Source organism: Salinispirillum sp. LH 10-3-1 (genome assembly GCF_030643825.1).
Taxonomy (GTDB): domain Bacteria; phylum Pseudomonadota; class Gammaproteobacteria; order Pseudomonadales; family Natronospirillaceae; genus Salinispirillum.
The window spans coordinates 623,255-648,945 of the sequence record NZ_CP101717.1 but is presented as its reverse complement, the minus strand read 5'-3'; the positions used below and the strand labels follow the sequence as shown (position 1 = coordinate 648,945).

Sequence of the window (25,691 nt, the reverse complement as noted above, 5' to 3'; positions counted from 1 at the left end):
TCCAACACTCCTGTTCATTTCGCCTCTGTCCGCTGGTCGGTATCTCTGGTCAGCGGCAAATACACGCTGAAGCGGGTACAACCCGGCTCGCTCTCACAATCAATCACCCCACCGTGCTGCGTAACGATCTGCTGTGCAATGGATAAGCCTAAGCCCGTGCCTTGCGCTCGCCCGCTGACCATGGGGTAAAACACATTCTCCATCAGCTCCTCTGCAATACCCGGGCCGTTATCCTCAATTACCAAACGCAACACCAAGCGGTAGCGCTTCTGACCGATGGTAAACTGCCGCAAAGCCCGCGTGATCAAGGTCATTTGCTTATCAGGATTGGCCTCACCCTGCGACTGCAAAGCCTCCATACCGTTGCGCACAATGTTCAATACCGCTTGAATCAGTTGTTCGGAATCGCCGATGAATTCAGGCAGGCTGGGGTCATAATCGCGCACAAATGTCACGCTACCGCCCGCCTCAGCGCGCATCAAACTCAATACACGCTCCGTCACCTCGTGCACATTTGTGGGGCGTAAGTGGGGTAATTTATTCGATCCCAGAATCCGGTCGACCAAATTTCGCAGTCGATCGGCTTCTTCAATAATGACCTGGGTGTATTCGTCCAGGGCAGGATCGCCCAACTCCAAAGCCAGCAATTGCGCAGCACCGCGAATACCGCCTAACGGGTTCTTCACTTCATGCGCCAAGCCACGCACCAACACCCGCGCCGCTTCTTGCTTCGCCAGCGACGATTCTTCACGGCTGATTTTGATGATCCGGTCCATCGACAGAAACTCAACCAGCACGGCCCTACTACCCTCGTCATGCAACGGCGTTAGGGTCATATCGACCGTGATCTTGCTGCCATCGGCCACTAACAACAGCACTTCAGAGCGTTGCGTTGTTGGCACCTCTTCGCACAGAACACGGTTCAGCAGCTGCTCCAAAGATTCTTGCGGCTCGAACAGTACTCGCCAAGGCTGCCCATGGACCTGATTGCCACTGCGCGCAAACAGCGACTCTGCCGATGAGTTCATGTAGTCAATGTGCAGATCGTCGTTCAAGAGCACCATCGCCGTAGCCTGGTGATCAACAATCCACTTAAAAAGATCGATACTCAATGTGAGGTCCTCCATGGGAGGTAATGGCAAATATCAGGCCAGAGTGACGATGCCTGCGCCAATAACCTGAACGAGCGCTATCGAGCCGTTCATCGTGTGAATAGCAGACTAATTGGCGCTGAAGAATGCACCACTATAGTGCATAGATAAAGTTATGGGAAATGATGCGCACCTAGATGGTGCGCATTAGCTGATGCAGGGGCGTATGCCGCAAAGCGCGCATTCTCGGCCCGCCGTTGAGCGCTGGCGACATACCCCGAGAGCCCGTGCAGACTCGCTTAAGGACAAGTCTATTGCTTAACCCAACGCACCCAGGTCGCGTTGTCACGCGCTTCGGGTTCACCTTTCTTAAAGCCGAGTTTGTCGAACAAGCCGTCGGTTGTCGGCTGCTGACGGGTATCAATGTACACCGGGCGATCAATCTCTTGCAGTACCAACTCCATCATACGAAACGCCACACCACGTCGACGCGTGGTCTTGCGTACGCCCAGACCAATGACCTGCAAGCCATCATTGGTAGATCGAATGCCCACTGAGCCCAAGATGCGACCGTTAAACCACGCGCCCCAGACTTGCTCACAAGGCCGCATCCACTGCTCCACGAAGTCTTCGCCCGACAAATCACGCACCATCCAACCGGGGCTATCGGCATAAATTTTCACTAAGTCAGAATAGTGATCCGGATTGTCTAAGCTTAGCTGTTCTACCGTTACAGGCATATTTTGCTACCTTATTAAAAGAATTTGTCACTCCACTCCACCTCAGGGCTTAGCCTGAGCGACAGAGTACGTTATAATTTTGTTCCTTAAGTATGGCAAATTTCTTTTTCATTTGCTGCCCGCGTATTACTAGGAGCGTCACATCATGGCTCGTACCGCCCAGATTGAGCGGAATACCACCGAAACACAGGTTCAGGTCAGCATTAATTTGGATGGCACTGGCACCGCAAAACTGAACTCTGGCATGCCATTCATGGATCACATGTTGGATCAGATCGCGCGCCACGGCCTGATCGACCTCGACATCACCTGCCATGGTGACACCCACATCGACGACCACCACAGCGCCGAAGATGTCGGCATCACCTTGGGCATGGCCGTCGCCAAAGCCATTGGTGACAAGAAAGGCATCCAACGTTACGGACATTCGTACGTGCCGCTCGACGAAGCCTTGTCGCGCGTGGTGCTCGACTTTTCTGGTCGTCCCGGCTTGGACTACAACATTGACTTCACCCGCGCCAGCGTCGGCGGATTCGATGTTGACCTGTTCCGTGAGTTTTTCCAAGGGTTCGTTAATCACGCCTTGGTCACGCTGCACATCGACAACCTGAAGGGCATCAACAGCCATCACCAGATCGAAACGGTGTTTAAAGCCTTCGGTCGCGCTTTGCGCATGGCGACAACACCCGACCCTCGCATGGCGGATCAAATGCCGTCTACCAAAGGTGTGCTCTAAGGATAATCTTCAATGTCTGTAATTGCTGTCATTGACTATGGAATGGGAAACCTCCATTCCGTTGCCAAGGCGCTGGAATTTGTTGCGCCTGACCAAAAAATAGTCGTCACCCACGACGCTGAGATCGTCCGCAATGCCGACCGGGTGTTACTCCCCGGCGTTGGAGCGATCCGCGATTGCATGCAAGCCATGCGGGATACGGGCGTCGCCGACTTGGTGCACGCCGTATGTCACGACCGCCCCTTTCTCGGTGTGTGCGTCGGTATGCAAGCACTGCTTGAACACAGCGCAGAGAACAATGGCGTTGATACCCTTGGCGTCTTTCCCGGCCAAGTGAAACGCTTTGCGCTGGATCAGGTGGACGCTCAAGGTCTGGCAATGAAAGTACCCCACATGGGCTGGAACCAAGTACAACAAACGCTGGACCACCCGCTGTGGCACGGCATCGCTGACGAGAGTCGCTTTTACTTTGTGCACAGTTTCTACGCCGACCCGCACCCCGAGAGCCAAGTAGCGGGCCTGTGTACTTATCAGACGCCTTTTGCCGCTGCGATTGCGCGCGACAACATGTTTGCCACTCAGTTCCACCCGGAAAAGAGTAGCGACGCCGGCCTGCAACTGTTACGCAACTTCACACGCTGGTCAGGCCAACCCTGACGCCAAGTCGAACCGCATATTACGGAGCACAACATGCTGATCATTCCCGCCATAGACCTTAAAGACGGCCAATGCGTGCGCTTGCGCCAAGGGCGTATGGACGACTCCACCGTATTCAGTGATGACCCGGTAGCCATGGCCGCGCAGTGGCGCAACCAAGGTTGCCGCCGCCTGCACCTGGTTGACTTGAACGGCGCCTTTGCGGGCAGCCCGGTTAACGGCGACATCGTGCGCGCCATTGCCAGCGAGCACACGGACTTGCCAGTGCAGATTGGTGGCGGTATCCGCGATTTGAAAACCATTGAGTTCTACCTCAATGCAGGCGTGACTTACTGCATCATCGGCACCAAGGCGGTACAAGACCCCGCGTTCGTCGCCGAAGCCTGCAAGGCGTTTCCGGGCCATATCATTGTCGGCATCGACGCCAAAGACGGCCTGGTCGCCACCGATGGCTGGGCCGATGTATCCACCGTGAAAGCCACTGACTTGGCCGCGCAGTTTGCCGCTGACGGCGTCAGCAGCATCGTCTACACCGACATCGCGCGCGACGGCATGATGCAAGGGGTGAACTGGGAAGCCACCTTGGAACTGGCGCGTGTAGGCGGCATTCCCGTCATTGCGTCCGGTGGTGTAACCAATATGGACGACGTGCAACGTTTGGCGGAAACCGCCGACCAAGGCATTCTGGGCGCCATCACTGGCCGCGCCATCTATGAAGGTACGCTCGACCTGCAAGAAGCCCAAGCCTACCTCGACCAACAGGGGCGGTAATCCATGGCACTGGCGAAACGCATTATCCCTTGTCTTGATGTCGACAAAGGCCGGGTAGTTAAGGGCGTCAACTTTGTGGGCATCCGCGACGCGGGCGACCCGGTTGAAGTCTCGCGCCGCTACAACGAGCAAGGCGCCGACGAAATCACCATTCTCGACATATCCGCCACCCACGAAGGGCGTGGCACCATGTTGGAAACGGTCTCGTCCGTGGCTGGGCAGGTGTTCATTCCCTTAACGGTCGGCGGCGGCATCCGCACCGTGGAAGACATTCGTGCCATGCTGAACGCCGGAGCCGACAAGGTGTCCATCAACTCGGCAGCGGTATCCAACCCCGACTTTGTGCGCGCCGCCTCCGAACGCTTTGGCGCACAGTGCATTGTGGTGGCCATAGACGCCAAGCAAACCGGCGAAGGCAAGTGGGAAATATTCACCCACGGCGGCCGCAAACCGACCGGCATTGATGCCGTCGAGTGGGCAGTGAAGATGGAAGCATACGGCGCGGGTGAAATTCTGCTGACCAGCATGGATCGTGATGGTGTAAAAAGCGGGTTTGATTTAGCACTGACGCGCGCTGTGTCCGATGCCGTACATGTGCCAGTGATTGCGTCCGGTGGTGTGGGCAACCTGGACCACCTCGCCGAAGGCGTTCTACAAGGCCACGCCGATGCGGTTTTGGCGGCCAGTATCTTTCACTTCGGTGAATTTACCGTACCGCAAGCCAAAGCCCATATGGCCAGCCGTGGCATAGAAGTGCGGTTGTAAACAAACCTTCGTGTGGCGGATGACAGGGTTTGGACTAGGGCCGTAGGGCGTATGCCGCAAAGCGCGCATTCACGGCCTGCCGTTGAGCGCTGGCGGCATACCCCGAGAGGCCCGCAGTGGTAGCGCTGCGCTCCTACGACGAATGGTTCGGCCAGAGGGCTGGCCTCCTACGCCCCGTGATAGGCCATCATCTCGGGGCCAAAACTCTGCCGTATCTCTTCCTTCATCCAATGCACAAACACCTTCACCTTGGCGCGCACAAAGTGCGCTTCCGGGGCCACCAAGTAATAACCGTACGGTGACTCCAACTCCAAGGCAAACACCTTGGTCAGCGCCCCCTGATCAATGAAGTTTTGCGCCAAACTGCGACGCACCAAGGCCATACCCTGCCCGGTCAACGCCGCGTCGATCAACATCGACGCATCGGCAACGGTCAAACAACGCGCCGACTCTGGCTCGCTCAGTTTTTGCCGTTTAAACCACTCGCTCCAGCCCAGCTCCTCCGGACTGGTGTCTTCCAACAAGGGCAGCGTCGCCATGCTTGCCAAGGTCGGCTTATGAGCATCCACAAAAGCCGGGCTAGCGACCACCAACAGACTGTCACGCAGCAGAAACTCGCTGCGCAAGCCGGGGTATTGCCCTGTGCCGTAACGAATGGCCAAATCCATTTCACCGTCGGAAAAAGTCTCTAGGCGCAGCGAAGGCGTCAAGCACACACGAATGTCGGCTTGGCGCTGGCGAAATTCACCCAAACGCGGCACCAACCAACGCGCGGCAAAGGACGGAATCACTGACAAATTCAGCACGTTCGGGTCCGAATCGTCTTTCACCAAAGTCACTCCGGCACGCAATGCCGAAAAGCCCTGCTGCACATACGGCAACAACCGTTGACCGTCTTTGGTCAATCGCACCTCACGGTTGCCGCGTTCGAATAAACTGACGCCCAAGAAGTCTTCCAACTGACGAATCTGATGACTCACCGCCGCCTGCGTTACAAAAAGGTGCTCGGATGCACGCTTGAAGCTGTTGTGTTCAGCAACAAACCAAAAGGTGCGCAACGATGTCAGTGGCGGTAGATCAGCCATGCAAATTCCTAACGTAAAGTGATAGAAGAACGCGGGCAAAAAGCGCTTTGCGGTTCAGCATCAACGGTGATCGCTGTTCCAATTAAACAATAGTACACCAGAACTCAGGAAGATAAGCGTCATCGCACCCATAGCGCCCAAGTGCGGGGCTATTTCCAGCAGGTTGGCGCCATCCAGCATCACTTTACGCGCGGCCTCCACCAAATGGGTCAACGGCAGCAACTGCGCCAACAACTGCAACCAATCCGGTGCGCCTTCAATGGAGAACCACGCACCTGACAAAAACATCATGGGCCAGGTACTGAAGTTGATCAACCCACCCGTTAGCTCTTCGCTGCGACTGCGCGCGGCAATCAGTAACCCCATGGAGGTTAAGCACAGCGCCCCCAGAATACCAACCACAAACAGGTTCAGATAGCTGCCGACCATGACAATATGCAGGGTCCACAGGCTACCCAAGAACAACGCCGTGCTGACCACCATGACCATCATTAAACGAGAGACGATCTGCGCGCTGAGAAATTCCCACGCATTGAGTGGCGTAGCCTGTAGGCGTTTCAGTACGCCATTCTTCCGATAGCGTACGATGACGTAACCGACCCCAAACAGGCAAGCGAACATGATATTCATCGCCAGAATGCCGGGCAAGGCCCAGTCGACGTAACGGATATCCAACCCGCCAATTAAGCGCCGTCGGTACTCCGGGTCCATGTACGCCAGCAGTTGCTCCAGCACTGCGCCGTCACTGGACGTCTCGTTAATCCAGTACAGTCGCTGATCGACATCGAGCACCATATGAATGTGATGACGACGCAACCGTTCAACGGCGGCATCGAGATCACGATAAAGCACCACATCGACTTCCGGCAAGGTGGTGACCTGTGGCTTGCTGATGTAGGCGTCGAGTTCACTGACCACCCCCACCTTAAACACCGGGTTATTACCTGAGCCAAAAATCAGCGCAAACCCAGCAATCAACATCACCGGGAAGGCGATATTCCAAGACAGCGTGCCGCGATCACGGAAGAATTCCAAATTACGGGCGCGCAGTACGGCCCAAAAGCGTCGCCACGTCATGCGCCAGCCCTCAATTCAGAACCGGTCAACTTGAGGAACAAGTCGTCCAAGTTCGGCGCCTGTACTTGCAGGCTATCGAGCGATACCTGCGCTTGTATCAGCTCAGCCAACAACGCATCGACATTGGCCGTTTGAAATTGTAAGCGCCCACTACGCTGCTGCGCCCCGTAGCGCATCATCAAGTCGGCGGGCACAGGTGTATCGTTCAGCCATACCAGAACGCCGGCAAAGTGCTCTGCCAGTAAGTCTGCGGGTGCGCCAGTCACCACAATACGGCCCCGATCCATAATGGCAATTTGGTCACACAGTGTTTGCGCTTCGTCCATATAGTGCGTTGTGAGGATCACCGTTTTTCCACGCGCTTTAATCGCACTGACCAAATCCCAAAATTTATGCCGCGCCTGCGGGTCGAGCCCGGTCGTCGGCTCATCCATAAACACCACCTTGGGGTCGTTTACCAACGCCAATGCCAGCAACAAACGCTGGCGCTGCCCACCGGACAGTTTTCGGGCATCGCGGTTGATAAACTCCTGCAACGAGCACAGTTCCACCAACTCGGTAATGGGCAGGGTTTGTTCATAGAATGAAGAAAACAAACGCAGGGTTTCGCGCACAGTTAAATAGTCTTGCAACGCGGTGTGCTGGAACTGAATACCGATGTCGCGGTACAGTTGACGTGTTTCCAGCGGCGCCCCGAAGTAAAGAATGCGACCGGACGTGGGCTGCATAATGCCCTCAAGCAGCTCAATGGTGGTGGTCTTGCCAGCGCCGTTGGGGCCGAGCAGGCCAAAGCAACTGCCCTCTGCTACCTGAAAACTGATATCATCAACCGCCACGACACTCTGGTATCGTTTAACCAAATGACTGACTGAAATTACCGGCTGCATGTCACCCCGTATACGCTGGTTAAACAAAAAATTGCAGGAAATATGCGGCAAGCCGCAGCGAAAGATGGCATTTTATCCCGTTGCCACGGCGGTTCATACCCAAACTCAAAGAACATTCAGAAGAATCTATGTATAAGGCCACACACAGCAAGTCGCGGTTCACCTTTGCGACCGAGCACGCCACTCACCTCGGACTCGATGCAGCAGTGCTGCTGCACTTCATTGAAGAACTTTGGGCTGCGCAACAGTTTACCGCGTCGCCCTCCACCGCTGGCGACATCAGCGCCAACGCCAGCACTTGGCTCGATTGGCTGCCGTTCTTTTCTCCGGCGCGCTTTATGGTTGCGCTGGAAAAACTGGAACAACACAACCTATTGATCATCACCCAGCAGGGTGAACGGATCTCTGTGCAGTCGCCGCACGCTGTCGCACTGGCTCAGTCAGCGAATCAGCAGACACCGCGGCAGGAGGAAGACGTCGCGCCGCCACTGCGTGTATCGTCACCACCGCCAGTGCCCACAAACAATGGTTCTGCACCCAGCATGCCCGGTCAAGTGAACTACGACACCTCGAACCCGGCGCGCTTATTGAACCAAACAGGCGATGCCCTGTGGGCCACCGCGCCATCGAGCGACGACGCCGACACACGCACCACTGCCTCGTCGCCTTCAACATCAAAAGCCAATGGCCAAGCGCGTAAACGCTGCCGCATGGATACCCAATGGCAACCCAGCGGTCCTTGTGCCGAAATGGTTAAGGCCCGTGGCATAGAATGGGAATTCGCCATGGCACAGAGGGAAGGCTTTGTGCTTTACTACATGGATTCTGGGCAAATGAGCACCAGTTGGGACAGCAAGTTCCTCGACTGGGTAAATCGACGCTGGCAATATCATCTGAATGACCGACAAAATGGCACACAAACCAACACAGTATCCGGCCCGCGGGCAGGCGACCACACCGGTGAACGAGCTCCTCGCGAACGCAAGCAGCAACTACGGCAACGACTCCGCGACATCGGCGACCTCGACTGGTAGCCGCGCACTCGACCATGACGTAAAAATCATGGTCAACATGCTGTTCGCACGCCTGCACCACATCTACACCCACAAGTTCGAAAGCGCTTACGGTGATGAAGACACCATGAAGTACGCCAAGCGCGAGTGGGCCATGGTACTGGCGGACTTTCCCTTGCGCGCTGTGGAGCTGACCATTGATGCGATCCGCGAGCGCTATAGCTGGCCGCCGACCATTGCGGAATTTCTCGCCACGCTGAGTGAAGTCGCACGTCCTGCGGATTTGCCCGATGATCGTGAAGCCTATCGGCAGGCCTGCTTCTGTGGCAACAACCCACTGGAGCACTTTTGGTCACACCCCGCGGTTTACCATGCAGCGCACAAGACCGGGTTCTTTCGTTTGCGCACCGAACCGGAAGCGCAAGTCTGGCCGATCTTTCGCCAGCACTATCAAGCCTTAGCCCTGCGCCTGTGCAAAGGGGAACAGCTGGAAGTGCCCGATATACCGGCCTTACCGGAGCCACCCGATACCGGTCCACGCTTCGATATCCCAGCATTTGCGGCGCAGCACGACGTTAAGCCCGAGGCCATAACCCACCTGTTTCATTATCTGGACTTGCCGCTGGGCAGCACAGTACGCCGTACCTTTCGGGCGCGTGCCTTGGTGGCCTTTGAGCAACAGGGCATCGATGCCAACGCCATTCCTGAATAGCACCCACGGCGGCGTGCGCTCGCACCATAGTGCGAATCGCAACAAGCGAGGCTGTTAGCCTCGCTTGCCAAACATGACATACTGGCATCTTTCACCGCTCAGCAAGGTGCCCTTATGATCACACAACCTTCTCGTCCGGCTTATGTTCCGGCGTCGACACGCTACGAAACCATGCAATACCGCACCTGTGGCAACAGTGGCCTCAAGCTACCGTTATTGTCACTCGGCTTATGGCAGAACTTCGGTGCCGTCGATGCATTGCACAATTCACGCGCCATGCTGCACAAAGCGTTCGATTTGGGCATTACCCATTTTGACTTGGCCAACAACTACGGCCCACCGTTCGGCTCTGCCGAAAGTACCTTCGGACAAGTATTGCAGGATGATCTGCTGCCCTACCGTGACGAGTTGCTTATTTCCAGCAAAGCCGGCTGGGACATGTGGCCCGGCCCCTACGGTATTGGCGGTTCACGCAAGTACCTCATTGCCAGCATTGAGCAAAGCCTCAAACGCACCGGGCTCGAATACTTCGATATTTTCTACAGCCATTGCCCGGACCCGTCGACGCCCATCGAAGAAACCATGGGCGCACTGGACTACATTGTCCGCTCAGGCAAAGCGCTCTACGTGGGTATCTCGTCCTATTCAGCGGAACAAACCGATTACGCAAATCGCGTTTTGCGTGAACTGGGCACCCCGTTGCTGATTCATCAACCGCGTTACAATATCTTTGACCGTCGCTTGGAGACAGAAGGCCTGCTCGAAGCCCTCAGACGTGAGAAGATCGGCGCCATCGTGTTTTCGCCGCTCGAGCAAGGCATTCTGACCGACAAGTACCTGCAGGGCGTACCCGCCGACTCGCGCGCCGCACGCAGCGAGCAGATTTATTTGTCGGAGAACGATCTCCAGCAGGAGAAAATCGACAAAGCGCGCCAATTGAACGAAGTCGCGCAGGCGCGCGGACAAAGTTTGGCGCAAATGGCCATTGCATGGGTGCTGCGTGACGAAGCAGTAACCAGCGCCATTATCGGTGCCAGCAAAGTCAGCCAGATTGAAGACAGCGTGGCTGCACTAAAAAACCTGTCGTTCTCAGCAGACGAACTTCAGCGCATTGATGCCATCGTAGGCTAGACTTAGGGAAGCCGCTTAAACAAAAAAAGGCCGGTGACAGCAATGTCACCGGCCTTTTCTACAGGCTTACACCCAAAAAGGTGCAACCGTATGCGGATTAAGCGTCAGCCACTGCTGCCAGCGCAGATGCTTTCTCTTCTTCAGTCACTTCTTTGATGCTCAGCTTCACGCGGCCACGCTGGTCAACTTCCAGCACTTTAACCACGACCTGCTGACCCACCGTCAGTTCTTCAGAGACGCTTTCCAAACGACGTGGCACGATCTGTGAGATGTGCACCAGACCATCACGCTCGCCCAAAAAGCGAACAAAGGCGCCGAAGTCAGCAATACGCACCACTTCGCCGACATACAGAGCACCGTCTTCAGGGTCAACCGCGATGGTTTCAACGCGCTTACGCGCCTGATTAACCGCTTCTTTGGTTGGTGCGTAAATGCGCACGCTGCCGTCGTCCTGGATGTCGATGTCCGCACCGGTCTCGTCGCAAATACCACGGATGGTCGCGCCGCCCTTACCGATGACGTCACGGATTTTCTCAGGATCAATTTTCAGCGAAACCATTGAAGGCGCGTTGTCTGGCAGTTCTTCACGAGAAACCGTGATGACCTTGTTCATCTCACCCAGAATGTGCAAACGAGCGGCCAAGGCCTGCTCCAGTGCCTGCTCCATGATTTCTTCGTTGATGCCTTGGATCTTGATGTCCATCTGCAGTGCGGTAATACCTTTCGAAGTACCGGCTACTTTGAAGTCCATATCACCCAGGTGATCTTCGTCACCCAAGATGTCGGTCAGAACAGCAAAGCCAGACTCTTCTTTTACCAAGCCCATGGCGATGCCGGCCACAGGGGCTTTCAACGGCACACCGGCATCCATCAAGGCCAATGACGTACCACAAACAGACGCCATAGAAGACGATCCGTTAGATTCAGTGATTTCAGACACCACGCGAATGGCGTATGGGAAGTCTTCAACTGAAGGCAGAACAGCTTCAACACCGCGACGTGCCAAACGGCCGTGACCAATTTCACGACGGCCAGTAGCACCCATGCGACCACACTCACCCACAGAATACGGAGGGAAGTTGTAGTGCAGCATGAAGTGGTCAGTGTGTTTCTTGTGCAGCATGTCGAACATCTGTGCATCACGCATGCTGCCCAGGGTAGCCACTACGATGGCCTGAGTTTCACCACGGGTGAACAAGGCACTGCCGTGCGCACCAGCCAACACGTCGACTTCAACTTCAATGCCGCGCACGGTTTTGTTGTCACGGCCATCGATGCGCGGTTCACCGCTCACCACACGCTGACGTACCAGTTTCTTTTCCAACTTAGCGAACACGCCTTCCACTTCTTTCGCGGTCGGTGCGCCTTCGGCGTCGGTTGCAAACTGTTCAACGGCAGCAGCACGCTGAGCATTCAGAGCGTCATAGCGCTCCATTTTGTCGGTGATGCGGTAAGCTTCACCGATCTTGTCCCAGTACGCGGCCGTTACTTGCTCTATCAAAGAAACATTTTCGGCCTGTGGGGTCCAATCCCAATGCTGTACATTGGCCTTGGCAGCCAAAGCTTTGATGGCTTCAACAGCGACCTGCATCTCGTCGTGCGCAAACAACACGGCACCCAACATCTGGTCTTCGGTCAGCTCAGCGGCTTCTGATTCAACCATCAGTACGGCATCGGCAGTACCCGCTACGACCATGTTCAGGTCAGAAGTTTCAAGGGTGCTGTAAGAAGGGTTCAGTATATAACCTTGCTCAGCGGTGAAACCAACGCGTGCGGCACCGATCGGGCCAGCAAAGGGCACGCCGCTGACAGCCAAGGCCGCAGAGGTAGCGATCAGACCACAAATATCTGGATCGACATCGTTTTCGGCCGACATAACGGTCACAACAACTTGCACTTCGTTCATGAAGCCTTTCGGGAACAATGGACGAATAGGACGGTCAATCAGACGTGAAGTCAGAGTTTCTTTCTCTGAAGGGCGGCCTTCGCGCTTCAGGTAACCACCGGGGATCTTCCCGGCAGCGTAGTATTTCTCTTGATAGTGCACAGACAACGGGAAGAAATCTTGACCCGGCGAAGGTGACTTGGCAGCGGTGACGGCGGCCAGTACAGACGTTTTACCAATGGTACATACCACAGCACCGGCCGCTTGACGGGCAATTTTGCCGGTTTCAAGGGTGACGGTGTCATTACCAAAGGTGAAGGTTTCGGTGATTGCTTTCAACATATATTATTCCTCAGTTCTTTATTGGCAACCGAGCGCTTCTAAGAATTAGCCCCTAGCCTATAGCGGCTGCTATGGGATAAGGCCAATTGTTAGAAGCACTCACGCTTGAGTTGCCGAGCGATATCGCGTGTACGTCTTTCTTACTACTTCTTTGTTACGGTTTACGGCTTACAAAAGAATAAGGGGCCCAAAGGGCCCCCTATCTGTCTTAACGACGCAGACCCAGACGCTTAATCAGCGTAGCGTAGCGGTTAAGATCTTTCTTCTTCAGGTAGTCCAGCAGCTTACGACGCTGGTTAACCATACGAATCAGACCACGACGGCTGTGGTGATCTTTGTGGTTGCTTTTAAAGTGGCTCTGCAAACCGTTGATGTTGTGCGTCAACAGTGCAACTTGCACTTCAGGAGAACCAGTATCACCTTCAGCAGTTTGATATTCTTTTACCAAAGCCGCTTTTTCAGTAGCAGTTAATGCCATTTTTCTAACTCCAAAGAACATGCGTTTAAAAAATCCGGCGTTACCGTGCATGTTTACAGTAACCCATCTGTTATCTGTTCAATCTGGTCGAGCACGCTCAAACAAAACCGAACAAATTTCCGGCCAGCACTATAACAAATCTGTCTGCACTAAGCGACGAGATTTAAGTTCGTGCTCGGGGGTAATCTCCCCCAGACCTATAAACTGTTCTTTACGGTATATGCGTACTTCGCCGGTGTCGACTTCCGGCTCTACTGGCACCTTAATACCGTGCTTAACCGCCGCAAACTGATGCTCGTTTAACGCATAAACGGGCAGCGCTGTGATGCAGGCATCCACCGGTAGCAACTGCATCAACCGCTCTTCAGCAGACATGGCTTCCAGTTGATCCAGGGTGATACATTGCCCAATCTCAAAGTTACCGTGCTGCAAACGACGCAGACGCGCCACATGCGCCACTGTCCCTAAAGCGGCCGCCACGTCTTCCACAAACGAGCGCACATAGGTGCCCTTGGTGCAGTGCAGCCAGATATCGAGCCAGTCTTCACCCTCCGCAATCAAACGGTTATCCAAGATACGTATGGTACGACTCTTGTCCGGGATGGCTTTGCCTTCGCGGGCCAGTTCGTACAGCTTTTTACCCTGATGTTTTAAAGCAGAATAGGCGGGAGGAGTTTGCGTCAATTCCCCAATAAATTCAGTGCGGAGCAACTGACTTATGGCGTCTGCGGACAGTTCTGGTACGGCCGCCTGTTCGATCACAGCGCCATCGGCGTCGGCCGTATCGGTACGCACCCCGAGCTGAGCACGGGTTTCATACGCCTTATCGGCATCCAGCATAAATTGAGAATATTTGGTCGCATCACCAAAGCACAGTGGTAACACACCGGTCGCCAATGGATCCAGCGCACCGGTGTGCCCACCCTTGGTCGCACCGAGCAGGCGCTTGGCCCGCTGCAGTACGTGGTTGGACGTCATGCCGGCGTCCTTGTCGATCAACAAGACGCCGTGTACGTTATTCGCTTTCCGCGCCATCGTCGTCCGACTGTTCGCCTAAGTTACGGTCATGCTGACGCGCTGAATCGATCAGCCGCGACAGCGTTTGTCCACGTTCAACACTGTGGTCGTAGTGGAACCGCAACTGCGGCATTACGCGTAAACGGATACCGCGCGACAGTTCAGAGCGTAGAAAGCCTGCTGCCTTGGTCAGCACCTCTTCTGCCGCCTTGCGCTGCTCGGCTTCATCGCCGTCCAGCGTTGACAGCGAGGTGAAGTACACATCGCTGTAGCTCAAGTCTTTGGATACCTTAACGGCATTGATGGTGACCATACCCAGACGGGGGTCTTTCAACTCCCGCTGGATCAATGCAGCCAGGTCCTTTTGGACCTGGTCGGCAATACGATCAGTACGGCTGAAATCTCTGGCCATGCTTAATCGATACTCCGTGCAATTTCCTTAACGTCAAAGACTTCGATCTTATCGCCAGCCTTCACGTCGCGGTAATTACGTACGCCGATACCACACTCAGTACCTTGACGAACTTCCTGCACGTCGTCTTTGAAACGACGCAGCGATTCCAGTTCACCTTCGTAGATCACCACTTCATCACGCAGTACGCGGATTTTCTTATTCCGGTACACCGTACCCTCTACCACCATACAGCCAGCAATCTGGCCGAACTTAGGCGAGTTAAATACGTCACGGACTTCAGCCAAACCAACGATGTCTTCACGCAGTTCAGGTGACAACATACCGTTCAGTGCCGCACGCACGTCATCGATCAAATCATAGATGACATTGTAGTAGCGCAAGTCGAGGTTGTACTTCTCGATGATTTCACGCGCCTGACCGGTAGCCCGCACGTTGAAACCGAAGACAACCGCACCGGACGTTGCCGCCAGGTTCGCATCCGACTCGGTAATACCACCGACACCACCAGAAATGATGTTAACCCGTACTTCGTCGTTACCCAGCTTGAGCAATGAGTTCTGCAAGGCTTCCAGAGAGCCACGTACATCGGTCTTCAGCACGACGTTCAACGTCGACACTTCGCCTTTGCCCATGTTGGCAAACAGGTTGTCCAACTTAGCAGCCTGTTGCTTCGCCAGCTCGCTTTCGCGCAGACGCTCGCGGCGGTGCTCTGCCACTTCACGTGCACGCTTGTCGGATTCAACGACGATGAATTCTTCGCCGGCGTCTGGCGTGCCGTCTAGACCCAATATTTCTACGGGAATAGAAGGGCCGGCCGAATCAATCTGCTTACCGGCTTCGTCCAACAAGGCACGTACGCGACCGGACGCATCACCAGCCAGTACGATATCACCTTGCTTCAAGCGCCCGCTCTGTACCAACAGCGTAGTGACTGCACCGCGGCCTTTGTCGAGCTTAGACTCAATAACAACACCCTTCGCCGGGCCATTGTCGTACGCCTTCAACTCCATCAATTCGGCTTGCAGCAAAACAGCATCCAGTAGAGCATCAATACCTTCACCGGTGTGCGCCGATACGCGAACGAACTGGGTGTCGCCACCCCATTCTTCCGGCACCACTTCTTTGGCTGCCAACTCAGAAATCACGCGATCAATGTCCGCGCCTTCTTTATCAATCTTGTTGATGGCCACAACGATTGGCACGTTACCGGCTTTGGCGTGCTGAATGGCTTCGGCGGTCTGCGGCATAACGCCGTCGTCTGCCGCAACCACCAGAATTACTACGTCGGTACACTGTGCACCACGAGCACGCATTGAGGTAAAGGCTTCGTGACCCGGTGTATCCAGGAAGCTGACCATACCCTTATCGGTATCAACGTGATAAGCACCTATGTGCTGCGTAATACCACCAGACTCACCCGACGCTACCTTGGTGCGACGAATGTAATCCAACAACGAGGTTTTACCGTGGTCAACGTGACCCATAACGGTAACAACGGGTGCCCGCGGCACCATGTCGCCTTCGTAGCTGATAGAGGCGTCCAAGCTTTCTTCCACTTGGTTTTCTGAAACAGTCACATATTTGTGGCCCATTTCTTCAACCACCAAGATGGCAGTATCCTGATCCAGCACCTGATTAATGGTCGCCATGACGCCCATTTTAAACAGCGCTTTAACCACTTCTGCGGCTTTCACCGACATCTGTGAGGCCAGTTCTTGCACACCAATGGTCTCACCAATGCGCACTTCACGAATCATCGGTGCGGTCGGCTTCTCAAACTGGTGATCGCGCTTACTCTTATCACGCTTACGCTTGTTGCGTCGCTGCGCACCACCGTCTTCATCCATCAGACCCATGATCTGTTGGTGACGATTACCTTTATGACGCTCTTGTTTCTGTGGAGCAGGCGCACCCTTAGCCTTCTTGGCCTTGGCTTTGCCGTCATCCGCGTCATCATCAGGGGTGGCTTTCTTCACCTTGATGTGACGATCTTTCTTCTTCTCAGAGTCGGGATCGGGAATTGCCTGATCCACTTCAGGAATGCTCGGGCTAGGTGCCGCTGCGGTCTGTGGCGCAGAGGTCGCAGCTTCTGCCGCTTTCTTCTGGGCCGCTTCTTCCGCTAGGCGCTTTTCTTCCAACGCACGAGCCTGCGCTTCTTCCAAAGCACGTTGCTCCGCTTCACGACGCTGCTGTTCTTCTGAACGCGAATTCACTTCTTCATGCGGCGCATCCGCCGCGTCATCACGCTTCACGTAGGTGCGCTTCTTGCGCACTTCGATGTTAACGGTTTTACCCTTGCCACCACCGGACGTCTTGAGCTGCGTCGTTACTTTACGCTTCAAGGTTATCTTTTGTGGCGCTTCGCCTGATTCACCGTGGCTCTTCTTTAAGAACGCTAACAATGTCTGCTTTTCTGCGTCGGTTACCGCATCTGCTTCAGAGCTTTGCTTAAGCCCTGCTTCGGTCATTTGCTTCAGCAAACGATCAACCGGTGTACCAATGTTCTCTGCCAGCTGTCTGACTGTTACTTCTGCCATAATACTCTATCTCCCCCTAGCCGCTATGCTTCGTCGAACCAGGATGCACGGGCTGCCATTATCATGGCCCCTGCTTTTTTATCATCCAATTCTTCAATGTCAATGAGATCGTCGATGGCTTGTTCAGCCAAATCGTCAACCGTCACAATTCCCATCGCTGCCAGTTTAAGGGCGAGCGGTCGGGTCATACCTTCCATGGCCAATAATTCATCTGAAGGCGTTGCTGATTCCAGCTTCTCTTCCGACGCCAGTTCACGAGTCAGCAGGACGTCTTTAGCCCGGCCGCGCAATTCGTTCACCATGTCTTCATCAAAACCGTCGATGTTCAGCATTTCGTCCAGTGGTACGTACGCTACCTCTTCAATAGAAGTAAAACCTTCTTCTACCAAAACGGTCGCCAACTCTTCGTCCACACCCAGACCTTCAGTAAACAATTCCAGCAAGGAGCCCATTTCTTGCTCCTGTTTACTATTCGCTTCCTCTTCCGTCATTACGTTTATAACCCAACCGGTCAGTTGACTGGCCAAGCGAACATTCTGGCCGTTACGGCCGATGGCAATGGCAAGGTTGTCTTCAGTAACCGCCACGTCCATGGTATTCGTTTCTTCATCCATCACGATGGATGCAACTTCAGCAGGTGCCAAGGCATTGATCACCAATTGCGCTGGGTTGTCGTCCCACAGCACGATATCAACGCGCTCATTGCCCAGCTCACCCGATACTGCCTGCACGCGTGAACCGCGCATACCGACGCAAGCACCAACCGGATCAATGCGTTTGTCGTTGGTGTTCACAGCGATCTTGGCGCGTGAACCCGGATCACGGGCACAGGCCATGATCTGAATGACTTCTTCGTGCACTTCCGGCACTTCGATGCGGAACAACTCGATCAACATGCGCGAGCTGTTGCGGCTCATCACCAACTGAGGGCCACGAGCGTCTTCACGAACACCGTCCAACACGGCACGTACACGATCGCCGATACGGAAGGTTTCACGCGCAATCAAATTCTCGCGCGGCATAATGGCTTCGGCGTTGTTGCCCAAGTCGATGATGATGTTGTCGCGCGTTACCTTTTTCACGTTACCGTGAATGATTTCACCCACGCGAGACTGGTATTGTTCAACAATCTTCATGCGCTCAGCTTCACGTACCTTCTGTACGATGATCTGCTTCGCGGCTTGGGCGCTGATACGACCAAAGTCTTCGTTCTCAATCAGCTCTTCATAGACATCGCCTTCCACCAACGCTTTGTCGATATCGGCGCTTTCTTGCAGATTGATTTCAGAACCCAGTGCCGGCACCACCTCGTTAGACACCACCGTCCAACGACGGTATGTCAGGTAGTCACCCGTCTTCCGGTCGATGGCCACGCGAATGTCTGCCTCGCCGTCATCATCGAAGCGCTTCTTCGCTGCTGTCGCCAATGCCAACTCAATGGCTTCAAAAATGACGTTCTTATCCACGCCTTTTTCGTTAGCAACCGCGTCCACAACCATCAGAATTTCTTTGCTCATATGTCAGCCTCGACCCTAAACCGTCGGTTAATCTTCAAACACAGGCACAATATTCGCCTTGTCAATTTGTTCAAACGGAAGCACGTACTCATACTCCCCACTCTGCACCACCACATGCTCGTCTTCGACGCCAGCAATGATGCCTTCAAATTTACGCCGCTCTTCGAACGGATATTTCAATCTCAATTTCACTTGATGCCCGATGAAACGCTCATACTGATCAAGGGTGAACAGCGGCCGATCCATACCGGGTGATGACACCTCTAGGGTATAGGCATTGGTGATCGGGTCTTCGACATCGTACACGGCCGCCAGTTGGTGACTGACCTCCGTACAATGTTCTACACCGATACCGTTTTCGTGCTCAATGAAGATGCGCAGGGTGCTGTGTTTGCCCTGTGCCACATACTCCACGCCCCAGAGTTCAAACCCCAGGCCTTCGACCACGGGCTTACTGATTGCAATAATTTCGTCTACTTTCGCCATATTCTCGCCGCAAACATAAGCTGCTCAGCGCAGCTTCAACATGATTCCAAACCGTCAAAACGGGTGGAATCGAAATAAAAAATGGGCCCTTGGCCCACCTTAAAAAAATACTGACAAACGCTTAGAGCGTTTTATTACCGCGCCCCGTAAGGCGGGTAATAAAAAACCCCATAAAGGGGTTTTCTAGTCACTTCCATGTAGGTGAGAGCCTGGCGGCGGGTATGAATACCCGCCCTACAAAACCATCTACCTATACTTGGTAGCGGGGGCTGTATTTGAGCCAACGACCTTCCGGTGTTCTGGAAGAGCCGAGCCCGACATACCACTGCTCACCTATACTTGGTAGCGGGGGCTGGATTTGAACCAACGACCTTCCGGTGTTCTGGAAGAGCCGAGCCCGACATACCACTGCTCACCTATACTTGGTAGCGGGGGCTGGATTTGAACCAACGACCTTCCGGTGTTCTGGAAGAGCCGAGCCCGACATACCACTGCTCACCTATACTTGGTAGCGGGGGCTGGATTTGAACCAACGACCTTCGGGTTATGAGCCCGACGAGCTACCAGACTGCTCCACCCCGCATCAACCTCATCTGGCCACCGTAAAAACACAACTCAATCGTTTTACACAGCGACCTAAAAACTTCCTGCTTTATTTTACGACCCGACAGGCAGGTCACACAAATGGTGCCGACGACTAGACTCGAACTAGCACGGGCTATGCCCACCACCCCCTCAAGATGGCGTGTCTACCAATTCCACCACGTCGGCACTACTGAAAAACACGGGCGCTTATTCTACGTCAGGAAAGTTCATTGTACCAGCACCTTCTTCGGTAACCGGAGCGTCTTCAATGAACAGACTGCCGTCAATATTGAATGTGCGATCTGCATCTGCACGGTTCTTCGCCACAACGGCCAGAGCCAAGCTGGTGGCAAAAAACAAGGTTGCCAATACAGCGGTTGTCCGCGACAAAAAAGTAGCACTGCCTTGGCTGCCAAATACACCCTGAGACGCACCACCGCCGAAAGAAGCGCCGGCATCGGCGCCCTTACCACGCTGGATCAAGACAAAGCCGACGACACCAACTGCAAAAACAACATGAATAATCGTTAAAAAAGTTTCCATTGAACCACCTTATTGGGCTGCAGCGTTGCAGATACCCACAAATTCTTCGATCTGAAGTGACGCACCGCCAACCAGACCACCGTCAATATCCGGCATGGCGAACAATTCAGCAGCACTTGCCGCCTTCACGCTACCGCCATACAAAATCTGAATCTTCTTCGCCATTTCAGCATCTGCATCTTGCAAGAACGCACGTAAATCGGCGTGTACTTCTTGTGCCTGCTCTGGTGACGCAGTCTTACCCGTACCAATAGCCCAGACCGGCTCATAGGCCACTACCAGCTTGTTAAAGCCGGCAACGCCCACTTTATCCAACACCGCTTTGAGTTGGCGACGGCACACCTCGGCCGTTACACCAGACTCACGCTCTTCGAGTGTTTCACCGATGCACAACATAGGCGTAACACCTGCAGACAACGCCGCTGCCACCTTCTCAGCAACCACCTCGTCGCTCTCGCCGAACAAGGTACGACGCTCAGAGTGACCCACCAACACGTACTGGCAGCCAAATTCTTTTAGCATGCCTAACGAGGTTTCGCCGGTGTAGGCTCCGCTCTCTGCACTGTGAACATTTTGCCCACCCCATGCGATAGCGCTGCCTTGTAAGGCCTGCTGCACGTCAGACAGAAAGACAGCCGGAGAAAATATGGCCACCTGACACGCCTGTGCGTTGATGCCCGCCTTAAATCCAGCCAGCAACTCCGCCACTTGCGCTTTAGTGCCGTTCATCTTCCAATTCGCTGCAACCAATGCCTGACGCATAGTAAAAACCCTTTATAAATGCGGCGCGTATGGTAACCATTTTGACCACGAGAGACAAGTGCGCATGATCTCAGTCGGCGCGCCGCATAACTTCTTCTACCTGCTCAGCGAGAGCTTGGCACAGCGTACGAACCTGCTCGGCGTCCTCACCTTCGATCATAACCCGGACCACTGGCTCGGTACCTGAGGGTCGCAGCAAGACCCGACCGGTCTCGCCTAACTGTTTTTCGGTGGCCTTAACCGCCGCCAAGACCGCTTCGCTTTTCAGTGCCAAGGTTTTATCCGACACCCGCACATTGATCATCTCCTGCGGAAACTTACGCATACCCTGACGCGCTTCTTGCAGCGTCAATTCCATGTCCTGTAACGCTTGCAAGACTTGCAGTGCAGCAACGATTCCATCACCGGTACTGGTCTTATGGGCACAGATTAGATGCCCAGAGCTTTCACCGCCCAACAACCATTCGCGCTCTACCATTTGCTCCATCACATAGCGATCGCCTACTTGAGCACGCACCAACTCAATGTCTTTCTTGCGCAACGCGACCTCTAAGCCCATGTTAGCCATCAGCGTACTGACTACACCACCGTGCAATTTGTTACGGCTTTTTAAGTGGCTGGCGATGATGAACAACAATTCATCCCCATCAAGAATCTGCCCGGCATGGTCGACCATTAGCACCCGGTCGCCGTCGCCATCAAAAGCGATACCCAGATGCGCCTCCTGTGCCAACACCTCGGATTGCAGAGCTTGTGGACTGGTCGAGCCGCACTTCAGGTTTATATTCAGCCCATCGGGCGAACAACCGATGCACACCAAATCCGCACCCAACTCACTGAACACCTTAGGTGCAATGTCGTAAGTAGCGCCATTCGCACAATCCAACACAATTTTCACGCCTTTAAGGTCGAGGTGCGACGCCGTGCTCTTGCAAAACTCAACATAACGCCCAACCGCATCGGCAATACGCCGAGCCTTGCCCAAGTCCGCCGATGGCACTGTAGTCATGGGCTTGGTCAACTCGGCCTCAATGGCATTTTCAACGCCGTCAGACAGCTTACGGCCATCCGGACCAAAAAACTTAATGCCATTGTCCTGATGTGGATTGTGTGACGCCGAAATCACAATTCCTGCGTCACACTTAAAAGTCTGTGTTAAATACGCTATTGCAGGTGTAGGCATTGGCCCTAGCAGCAAAACATCGACGCCCGCTGCAGATAAACCAGCCTCCAGCGCCGACTCAAACATATAGCCTGAAATACGCGTATCTTTACCAATGATGATCTTACTTTTGCCCTGCCTGGCAAACACCCGCCCGGCTGCCCAACCCAATTTGAGCATGAATTCCGCTGTGATGGGCACCGTGCCAACTTCGCCACGAATACCATCGGTACCAAAATACTTACGCTGCCCCATTACTCTTCTCCCATTCCTTGCTCAATGGCATGCAATACCGCCAAAGCGTCGACGGTTTCCGCCACATCATGCACACGAATAATATGAGCGCCACGCAAAGCCGCCATCAGCGCCGCTGCGACACTGGCCGCTTGGCGTTGCTCTACAGGCTTGCCCGTAATGTCTCCTAACATGGATTTGCGTGACATCCCAACCAACACAGGATACTCCAATTTAGCCAATAGCGGCAGCGCTCGCAGCAACGCTAAGTTGTGCGCCAAGGTTTTACCGAAACCAAAGCCGGGATCAACCAATATATTGTTAGAGCGAATCCCCGCCGCCAACGCGTCTTGGCAACGCTCACGCAGATAACCGATGACCTGCGCCACCACATCGTCGTATTGCGGATTGTTTTGCATATCGACCGGCCGCCCCTGCATGTGCATCAAGCAAACGGGCATATTCAGCTGTGCTGCGACCTCCAAAGCACCATCACGAGACAGTGCGCGCACATCATTAATTAGATTCGCCCCCGCACCGGCCGCTTCCTGCATAACTTGCGGCGTACTGGTATCAACCGACACCCACACATCAGTTTCACGGCGCACCATTTCCACCACTGGCAAGACACGATCCAATTCTTGCTGCACCGACACCGGCTTCGCACCTGGACGAGTCGACTCTCCGCCCACATCAATGATGTCCACGCCCGCTGCCAGCATACTCAGAACTTGCGCACGCGCTGCATCAGGCTTAAAAAACCGACCACCATCACTGAATGAGTCCGGCGTCACATTGACCACCCCCATCACTCGCGGACGCGAGAGGTCCAGCACACGGTCTTTATGTGTTATTTGCATTGCTTCATTGCCATCTTTTTTAAGCTCTTTACTGTCAACCGACCCCGTACTGCCAGCACACGCCCCGCCCTCGGACGTAAAAAAGGCGGCTCTTAGCCGCCTTTTTACAACGCTTTATTGCTGGTCAATCACGAGCGCGGACGATCAGAATCTTCATCCATAGGCTCGCCAGACGGCGTATCATCCCGCTCATTCACAGCCTCAGGTTCTGGCTGAGACTTATTCTTGGCCGCTTGCTCCTGCTCTTCATCGTAATCACGACCTTCAGCAGCAGCTTTTGCTCGCGCTTCTTTTTCAGCACGCGCTTGTGTAGCAGCAGATGTGTCCCAATCAGCCGGCTTACGTGGCTTCTTGCCTTCCATAATGTCGTCAATTTGCCCTGAATCAATGGTTTCATATTCCATCAAGGCGTCTTTCATCATTTCCAGCTTGTCACGATTCTCGACCAACAGCTGCTTGGCACGCTCATAACAACGCGTGCAGATATCTTTAATTTCAGCATCAATGGCCTTCGCCGTCTCACCAGAGAAAGCACCAGAGGCCTGACTGCTGCCTAAATAGTCCTGACGCTCTTCTTCGTACATCAACGGACCCAGCTTTTCACTCAAGCCCCATTTGGTCACCATGTTACGCGCCAACTTGGTCGCACGCTCAATGTCATTAGAAGCACCGGTGGTCACCTGATCCATACCATTGATCAGCTCTTCGGCCAGGCGCCCGCCATACAACGAGCAGATCTGACTTTCCAATCCTTCTTTACTGAGACTGTAACGATCCTCTTCCGGCAAGAACATGGTCACACCCAGTGCGCGACCACGCGGAATGATACTCACTTTATACACCGGGTCATGTGCGGGCACTAAACGACCCACAATGGCGTGCCCGGACTCATGGTACGCCGTGTTGATCTTTTCTTTCTCGGACATCACCATGGACTTGCGCTCAGCACCCATCATGATCTTATCTTTCGCCCGATCGAATTCTTCCATGCTCACCAAACGCTTGTTTCCACGCGCCGCAAACAATGCCGCCTCGTTCACCAAGTTCGCAAGATCAGCACCTGAGAAGCCCGGCGTACCACGCGCGATGATTTTAGGTTCAACCGTGTCGCCCAACGGCACTTTGCGCATGTGTACTTTAAGGATTTGCTCACGGCCACGAATATCGGGCAAGCCCACCACCACTTGACGGTCAAAACGACCAGGACGCATCAACGCAGGGTCGAGTACATCTGGGCGGTTAGTGGCTGCGATAATAATGATGCCATCGTTCGCTTCGAAACCGTCCATTTCAACCAGCAACTGGTTCAATGTCTGCTCACGCTCGTCGTTGCCGCCACCGATACCCACGCCACGGCTACGGCCTACTGCGTCGATTTCGTCAATGAAGACGATGCAAGGCGCCTGTTTCTTCGCTTGCTCGAACATGTCGCGGACACGAGACGCACCCACACCGACGAACATTTCAACGAAGTCAGAACCGGAAATAGAGAAGAACGGCACCTTGGCTTCACCCGCAATAGCTTTGGCCAGCAAGGTTTTACCAGTACCCGGCGGGCCCACCAAGAGCACGCCGCGTGGGATAGTACCGCCCAAACGCTGGTACTTACCGGGATCACGCAGGAAGGACACCAACTCGGCCACGTCGTCTTTGGCTTCTTCAACACCAGCGACATCGGCAAAAGTGGTTTTCACTTGGTCTTCACTGAGCAGCTTGGCCTTGGACTTACCAAAGCTCATTGGGCCGCCTTTACCGCCAGCCCCTCCCTGCATCTGCCGCATAAAGAACAGGAACACCAAAATAATCAACAGAATCGGGAAACTGGCGACCAGCAACTGCGACCAGATACTTTGTTGCTCGGGCTGGCGCGCCTCTACGTCGACACCATTGTCCATCAAGTTTTCAATGAAATCTTGCTGCACAATCAAATACGGGCTTGTGGCCGTGAAGCGCGAGCCATCGCGGCGCACGCCTTCGATCTTCGTGCCAGAAATAGTCACCCGCTCAACGCGGTCGTTCTGAACCTGCGTCATGAATTGCGAATAGGTGATGTCTTGACTAGGCTGCCCGGACGGGAAGCTGTTGAACACCGACAGCAGCACCACGGCGATCACTATCCACAAGATTAAATTCTTAGCCATATCGTTTACTTCGCACTCCTGATAAGCCCGGCAAGGCACCTACTCAATAAAAAACCCCAATG

The 25,691-nt window shown here is 54.3% G+C and carries 24 protein-coding genes and 2 tRNA genes; 7 read left to right on the top strand and 19 right to left on the bottom strand.

Annotated features, from left to right (window positions below):
* Nucleotides 1–14: 14 nt before the first annotated feature.
* Together glnL and NFC81_RS02890 are read right to left on the bottom strand one after the other, a co-directional pair.
* Nucleotides 15–1,112, bottom strand: a complete 1,098-nt coding sequence (gene glnL / locus NFC81_RS02895; protein ID WP_304996036.1) for a nitrogen regulation protein NR(II) — start codon at nucleotides 1,110–1,112, stop codon at nucleotides 15–17.
* A gap of 290 nt (nucleotides 1,113–1,402) precedes the next feature.
* On the bottom strand, nucleotides 1,403–1,831 hold the full coding sequence (locus NFC81_RS02890; RefSeq protein WP_304996035.1) for a GNAT family N-acetyltransferase: 429 nt from the start codon (nucleotides 1,829–1,831) through the stop codon (nucleotides 1,403–1,405).
* Between the two features lie 145 nt (nucleotides 1,832–1,976).
* On the opposite strand from NFC81_RS02890, the gene hisB reads away from it, so the two are divergent.
* From hisB to hisF, 4 genes are read left to right on the top strand one after another with little or no spacing between them, the layout of a single operon-like run.
* Nucleotides 1,977–2,567: an imidazoleglycerol-phosphate dehydratase HisB gene (hisB, locus tag NFC81_RS02885; RefSeq protein WP_370529883.1), complete on the top strand. Its 591-nt coding sequence runs from the start codon at nucleotides 1,977–1,979 to the stop codon at nucleotides 2,565–2,567.
* A gap of 12 nt (nucleotides 2,568–2,579) precedes the next feature.
* On the top strand, nucleotides 2,580–3,224 hold the full coding sequence (gene hisH, locus NFC81_RS02880) for an imidazole glycerol phosphate synthase subunit HisH (protein ID WP_304996034.1): 645 nt from the start codon (nucleotides 2,580–2,582) through the stop codon (nucleotides 3,222–3,224).
* 33 nt (nucleotides 3,225–3,257) lie between these two features.
* On the top strand, nucleotides 3,258–3,995 hold the full coding sequence (hisA, locus tag NFC81_RS02875) for a 1-(5-phosphoribosyl)-5-[(5-phosphoribosylamino)methylideneamino]imidazole-4-carboxamide isomerase (protein WP_304996033.1): 738 nt from the start codon (nucleotides 3,258–3,260) through the stop codon (nucleotides 3,993–3,995).
* A gap of 3 nt (nucleotides 3,996–3,998) precedes the next feature.
* Nucleotides 3,999–4,760: an imidazole glycerol phosphate synthase subunit HisF gene (gene hisF, locus NFC81_RS02870; protein WP_304996032.1), complete on the top strand. Its 762-nt coding sequence runs from the start codon at nucleotides 3,999–4,001 to the stop codon at nucleotides 4,758–4,760.
* Nucleotides 4,761–4,927: 167 nt separating this feature from the next.
* On the opposite strand, the gene gcvA is transcribed toward hisF, so the two are convergent.
* Genes gcvA through NFC81_RS02855 form a run of 3 tightly spaced genes read right to left on the bottom strand, consistent with a single transcriptional unit; the run spans nucleotide 4,928 to nucleotide 7,809 of the window.
* A complete protein-coding gene (gene gcvA, locus NFC81_RS02865; RefSeq protein WP_304996031.1) occupies nucleotides 4,928–5,845 on the bottom strand; it encodes a transcriptional regulator GcvA in 918 nt (305 codons plus the stop codon).
* 60 nt (nucleotides 5,846–5,905) lie between these two features.
* Complete coding sequence (locus NFC81_RS02860) at nucleotides 5,906–6,922, bottom strand: ABC transporter permease (protein WP_304996030.1); 1,017 nt, start codon at nucleotides 6,920–6,922, stop codon at nucleotides 5,906–5,908.
* On the bottom strand, nucleotides 6,919–7,809 hold the full coding sequence (locus NFC81_RS02855; protein WP_304996029.1) for an ABC transporter ATP-binding protein: 891 nt from the start codon (nucleotides 7,807–7,809) through the stop codon (nucleotides 6,919–6,921). The genes NFC81_RS02860 and NFC81_RS02855 overlap by 4 nt, the downstream gene beginning before the upstream one ends.
* Before the next feature lie 128 nt (nucleotides 7,810–7,937).
* Here NFC81_RS02855 and NFC81_RS02850 point away from each other — a divergent pair, with 128 nt between their 5' ends.
* From NFC81_RS02850 to mgrA, 3 genes are all read left to right on the top strand, one after another.
* Nucleotides 7,938–8,843, top strand: coding sequence for a DnaT-like ssDNA-binding domain-containing protein (locus NFC81_RS02850; protein WP_304996028.1), 906 nt, complete (start codon nucleotides 7,938–7,940; stop codon nucleotides 8,841–8,843).
* Nucleotides 8,770–9,534 (top strand): replication protein P, encoded by a 765-nt coding sequence (locus NFC81_RS02845; protein WP_304996027.1) that lies wholly within the window; start codon nucleotides 8,770–8,772, stop codon nucleotides 9,532–9,534. The genes NFC81_RS02850 and NFC81_RS02845 overlap by 74 nt, the downstream gene beginning before the upstream one ends.
* 114 nt (nucleotides 9,535–9,648) lie before the next feature.
* Nucleotides 9,649–10,665 carry an L-glyceraldehyde 3-phosphate reductase gene (gene mgrA / locus NFC81_RS02840; RefSeq protein WP_304996026.1) on the top strand — a complete coding sequence of 339 codons (1,017 nt, stop codon included), beginning with the start codon at nucleotides 9,649–9,651 and terminating at the stop codon, nucleotides 10,663–10,665.
* A 97-nt stretch (nucleotides 10,666–10,762) separates the two neighbouring features.
* On the opposite strand, the gene pnp is transcribed toward mgrA, so the two are convergent.
* From pnp to ftsH, 14 genes are all read right to left on the bottom strand, one after another.
* Nucleotides 10,763–12,892, bottom strand: a complete 2,130-nt coding sequence (gene pnp, locus NFC81_RS02835) for a polyribonucleotide nucleotidyltransferase (RefSeq protein WP_370529882.1) — start codon at nucleotides 12,890–12,892, stop codon at nucleotides 10,763–10,765.
* Nucleotides 12,893–13,100: 208 nt separating this feature from the next.
* The gene (gene rpsO / locus NFC81_RS02830; RefSeq protein ID WP_304996025.1) at nucleotides 13,101–13,370 is read right to left on the bottom strand and encodes a 30S ribosomal protein S15; all 270 of its coding nucleotides are present in this window, start codon (nucleotides 13,368–13,370) and stop codon (nucleotides 13,101–13,103) included.
* A 129-nt stretch (nucleotides 13,371–13,499) separates the two neighbouring features.
* Nucleotides 13,500–14,405: a tRNA pseudouridine(55) synthase TruB gene (gene truB / locus NFC81_RS02825; RefSeq protein WP_304996024.1), complete on the bottom strand. Its 906-nt coding sequence runs from the start codon at nucleotides 14,403–14,405 to the stop codon at nucleotides 13,500–13,502.
* Nucleotides 14,386–14,799 carry a 30S ribosome-binding factor RbfA gene (gene rbfA / locus NFC81_RS02820; protein ID WP_304996023.1) on the bottom strand — a complete coding sequence of 138 codons (414 nt, stop codon included), beginning with the start codon at nucleotides 14,797–14,799 and terminating at the stop codon, nucleotides 14,386–14,388. Before rbfA ends, truB begins: the two co-directional genes overlap by 20 nt.
* A gap of 2 nt (nucleotides 14,800–14,801) precedes the next feature.
* Complete coding sequence (infB, locus tag NFC81_RS02815; protein ID WP_304996022.1) at nucleotides 14,802–17,339, bottom strand: translation initiation factor IF-2; 2,538 nt, start codon at nucleotides 17,337–17,339, stop codon at nucleotides 14,802–14,804.
* Nucleotides 17,340–17,362: 23 nt separating this feature from the next.
* Nucleotides 17,363–18,856, bottom strand: coding sequence for a transcription termination factor NusA (gene nusA, locus NFC81_RS02810; protein ID WP_304996021.1), 1,494 nt, complete (start codon nucleotides 18,854–18,856; stop codon nucleotides 17,363–17,365).
* 27 nt (nucleotides 18,857–18,883) lie between these two features.
* Nucleotides 18,884–19,342 carry a ribosome maturation factor RimP gene (gene rimP / locus NFC81_RS02805; protein WP_304996020.1) on the bottom strand — a complete coding sequence of 153 codons (459 nt, stop codon included), beginning with the start codon at nucleotides 19,340–19,342 and terminating at the stop codon, nucleotides 18,884–18,886.
* A gap of 506 nt (nucleotides 19,343–19,848) precedes the next feature.
* Nucleotides 19,849–19,925, bottom strand: a tRNA-Met gene (locus NFC81_RS02800).
* Between the two features lie 102 nt (nucleotides 19,926–20,027).
* A tRNA-Leu gene (locus NFC81_RS02795) sits at nucleotides 20,028–20,113 on the bottom strand.
* A gap of 21 nt (nucleotides 20,114–20,134) precedes the next feature.
* Nucleotides 20,135–20,470 carry a preprotein translocase subunit SecG gene (gene secG / locus NFC81_RS02790; RefSeq protein ID WP_304996019.1) on the bottom strand — a complete coding sequence of 112 codons (336 nt, stop codon included), beginning with the start codon at nucleotides 20,468–20,470 and terminating at the stop codon, nucleotides 20,135–20,137.
* A 9-nt stretch (nucleotides 20,471–20,479) separates the two neighbouring features.
* Nucleotides 20,480–21,232, bottom strand: a complete 753-nt coding sequence (tpiA, locus tag NFC81_RS02785) for a triose-phosphate isomerase (RefSeq protein ID WP_304996018.1) — start codon at nucleotides 21,230–21,232, stop codon at nucleotides 20,480–20,482.
* A gap of 70 nt (nucleotides 21,233–21,302) precedes the next feature.
* On the bottom strand, nucleotides 21,303–22,649 hold the full coding sequence (gene glmM, locus NFC81_RS02780; protein ID WP_304996017.1) for a phosphoglucosamine mutase: 1,347 nt from the start codon (nucleotides 22,647–22,649) through the stop codon (nucleotides 21,303–21,305).
* Nucleotides 22,649–23,488 carry a dihydropteroate synthase gene (folP, locus tag NFC81_RS02775; protein ID WP_304996016.1) on the bottom strand — a complete coding sequence of 280 codons (840 nt, stop codon included), beginning with the start codon at nucleotides 23,486–23,488 and terminating at the stop codon, nucleotides 22,649–22,651. Before folP ends, glmM begins: the two co-directional genes overlap by 1 nt.
* A 128-nt stretch (nucleotides 23,489–23,616) precedes the next feature.
* Complete coding sequence (gene ftsH / locus NFC81_RS02770; protein WP_304996015.1) at nucleotides 23,617–25,629, bottom strand: ATP-dependent zinc metalloprotease FtsH; 2,013 nt, start codon at nucleotides 25,627–25,629, stop codon at nucleotides 23,617–23,619.
* Between the last annotated feature and the right edge of the window lie 62 nt (nucleotides 25,630–25,691).

Coding starts and splice junctions, on each gene's coding strand:
- NFC81_RS02890 (WP_304996035.1), bottom strand. CDS start 1,831: ATGCCTGTAACGGTAGAACAGCTAAGCTTAGACAATCCGGATCACTAT.
- hisB (WP_370529883.1), top strand. CDS start 1,977: ATGGCTCGTACCGCCCAGATTGAGCGGAATACCACCGAAACACAGGTT.
- hisH (WP_304996034.1), top strand. CDS start 2,580: ATGTCTGTAATTGCTGTCATTGACTATGGAATGGGAAACCTCCATTCC.
- hisA (WP_304996033.1), top strand. CDS start 3,258: ATGCTGATCATTCCCGCCATAGACCTTAAAGACGGCCAATGCGTGCGC.
- hisF (WP_304996032.1), top strand. CDS start 3,999: ATGGCACTGGCGAAACGCATTATCCCTTGTCTTGATGTCGACAAAGGC.
- gcvA (WP_304996031.1), bottom strand. CDS start 5,845: ATGGCTGATCTACCGCCACTGACATCGTTGCGCACCTTTTGGTTTGTT.
- NFC81_RS02860 (WP_304996030.1), bottom strand. CDS start 6,922: ATGACGTGGCGACGCTTTTGGGCCGTACTGCGCGCCCGTAATTTGGAA.
- NFC81_RS02855 (WP_304996029.1), bottom strand. CDS start 7,809: ATGCAGCCGGTAATTTCAGTCAGTCATTTGGTTAAACGATACCAGAGT.
- NFC81_RS02850 (WP_304996028.1), top strand. CDS start 7,938: ATGTATAAGGCCACACACAGCAAGTCGCGGTTCACCTTTGCGACCGAG.
- mgrA (WP_304996026.1), top strand. CDS start 9,649: ATGATCACACAACCTTCTCGTCCGGCTTATGTTCCGGCGTCGACACGC.
- pnp (WP_370529882.1), bottom strand. CDS start 12,892: ATGTTGAAAGCAATCACCGAAACCTTCACCTTTGGTAATGACACCGTC.
- rpsO (WP_304996025.1), bottom strand. CDS start 13,370: ATGGCATTAACTGCTACTGAAAAAGCGGCTTTGGTAAAAGAATATCAA.
- truB (WP_304996024.1), bottom strand. CDS start 14,405: ATGGCGCGGAAAGCGAATAACGTACACGGCGTCTTGTTGATCGACAAG.
- rbfA (WP_304996023.1), bottom strand. CDS start 14,799: ATGGCCAGAGATTTCAGCCGTACTGATCGTATTGCCGACCAGGTCCAA.
- infB (WP_304996022.1), bottom strand. CDS start 17,339: ATGGCAGAAGTAACAGTCAGACAGCTGGCAGAGAACATTGGTACACCG.
- nusA (WP_304996021.1), bottom strand. CDS start 18,856: ATGAGCAAAGAAATTCTGATGGTTGTGGACGCGGTTGCTAACGAAAAA.
- rimP (WP_304996020.1), bottom strand. CDS start 19,342: ATGGCGAAAGTAGACGAAATTATTGCAATCAGTAAGCCCGTGGTCGAA.
- secG (WP_304996019.1), bottom strand. CDS start 20,470: ATGGAAACTTTTTTAACGATTATTCATGTTGTTTTTGCAGTTGGTGTC.
- tpiA (WP_304996018.1), bottom strand. CDS start 21,232: ATGCGTCAGGCATTGGTTGCAGCGAATTGGAAGATGAACGGCACTAAA.
- glmM (WP_304996017.1), bottom strand. CDS start 22,649: ATGGGGCAGCGTAAGTATTTTGGTACCGATGGTATTCGTGGCGAAGTT.
- folP (WP_304996016.1), bottom strand. CDS start 23,488: ATGCAAATAACACATAAAGACCGTGTGCTGGACCTCTCGCGTCCGCGA.
- ftsH (WP_304996015.1), bottom strand. CDS start 25,629: ATGGCTAAGAATTTAATCTTGTGGATAGTGATCGCCGTGGTGCTGCTG.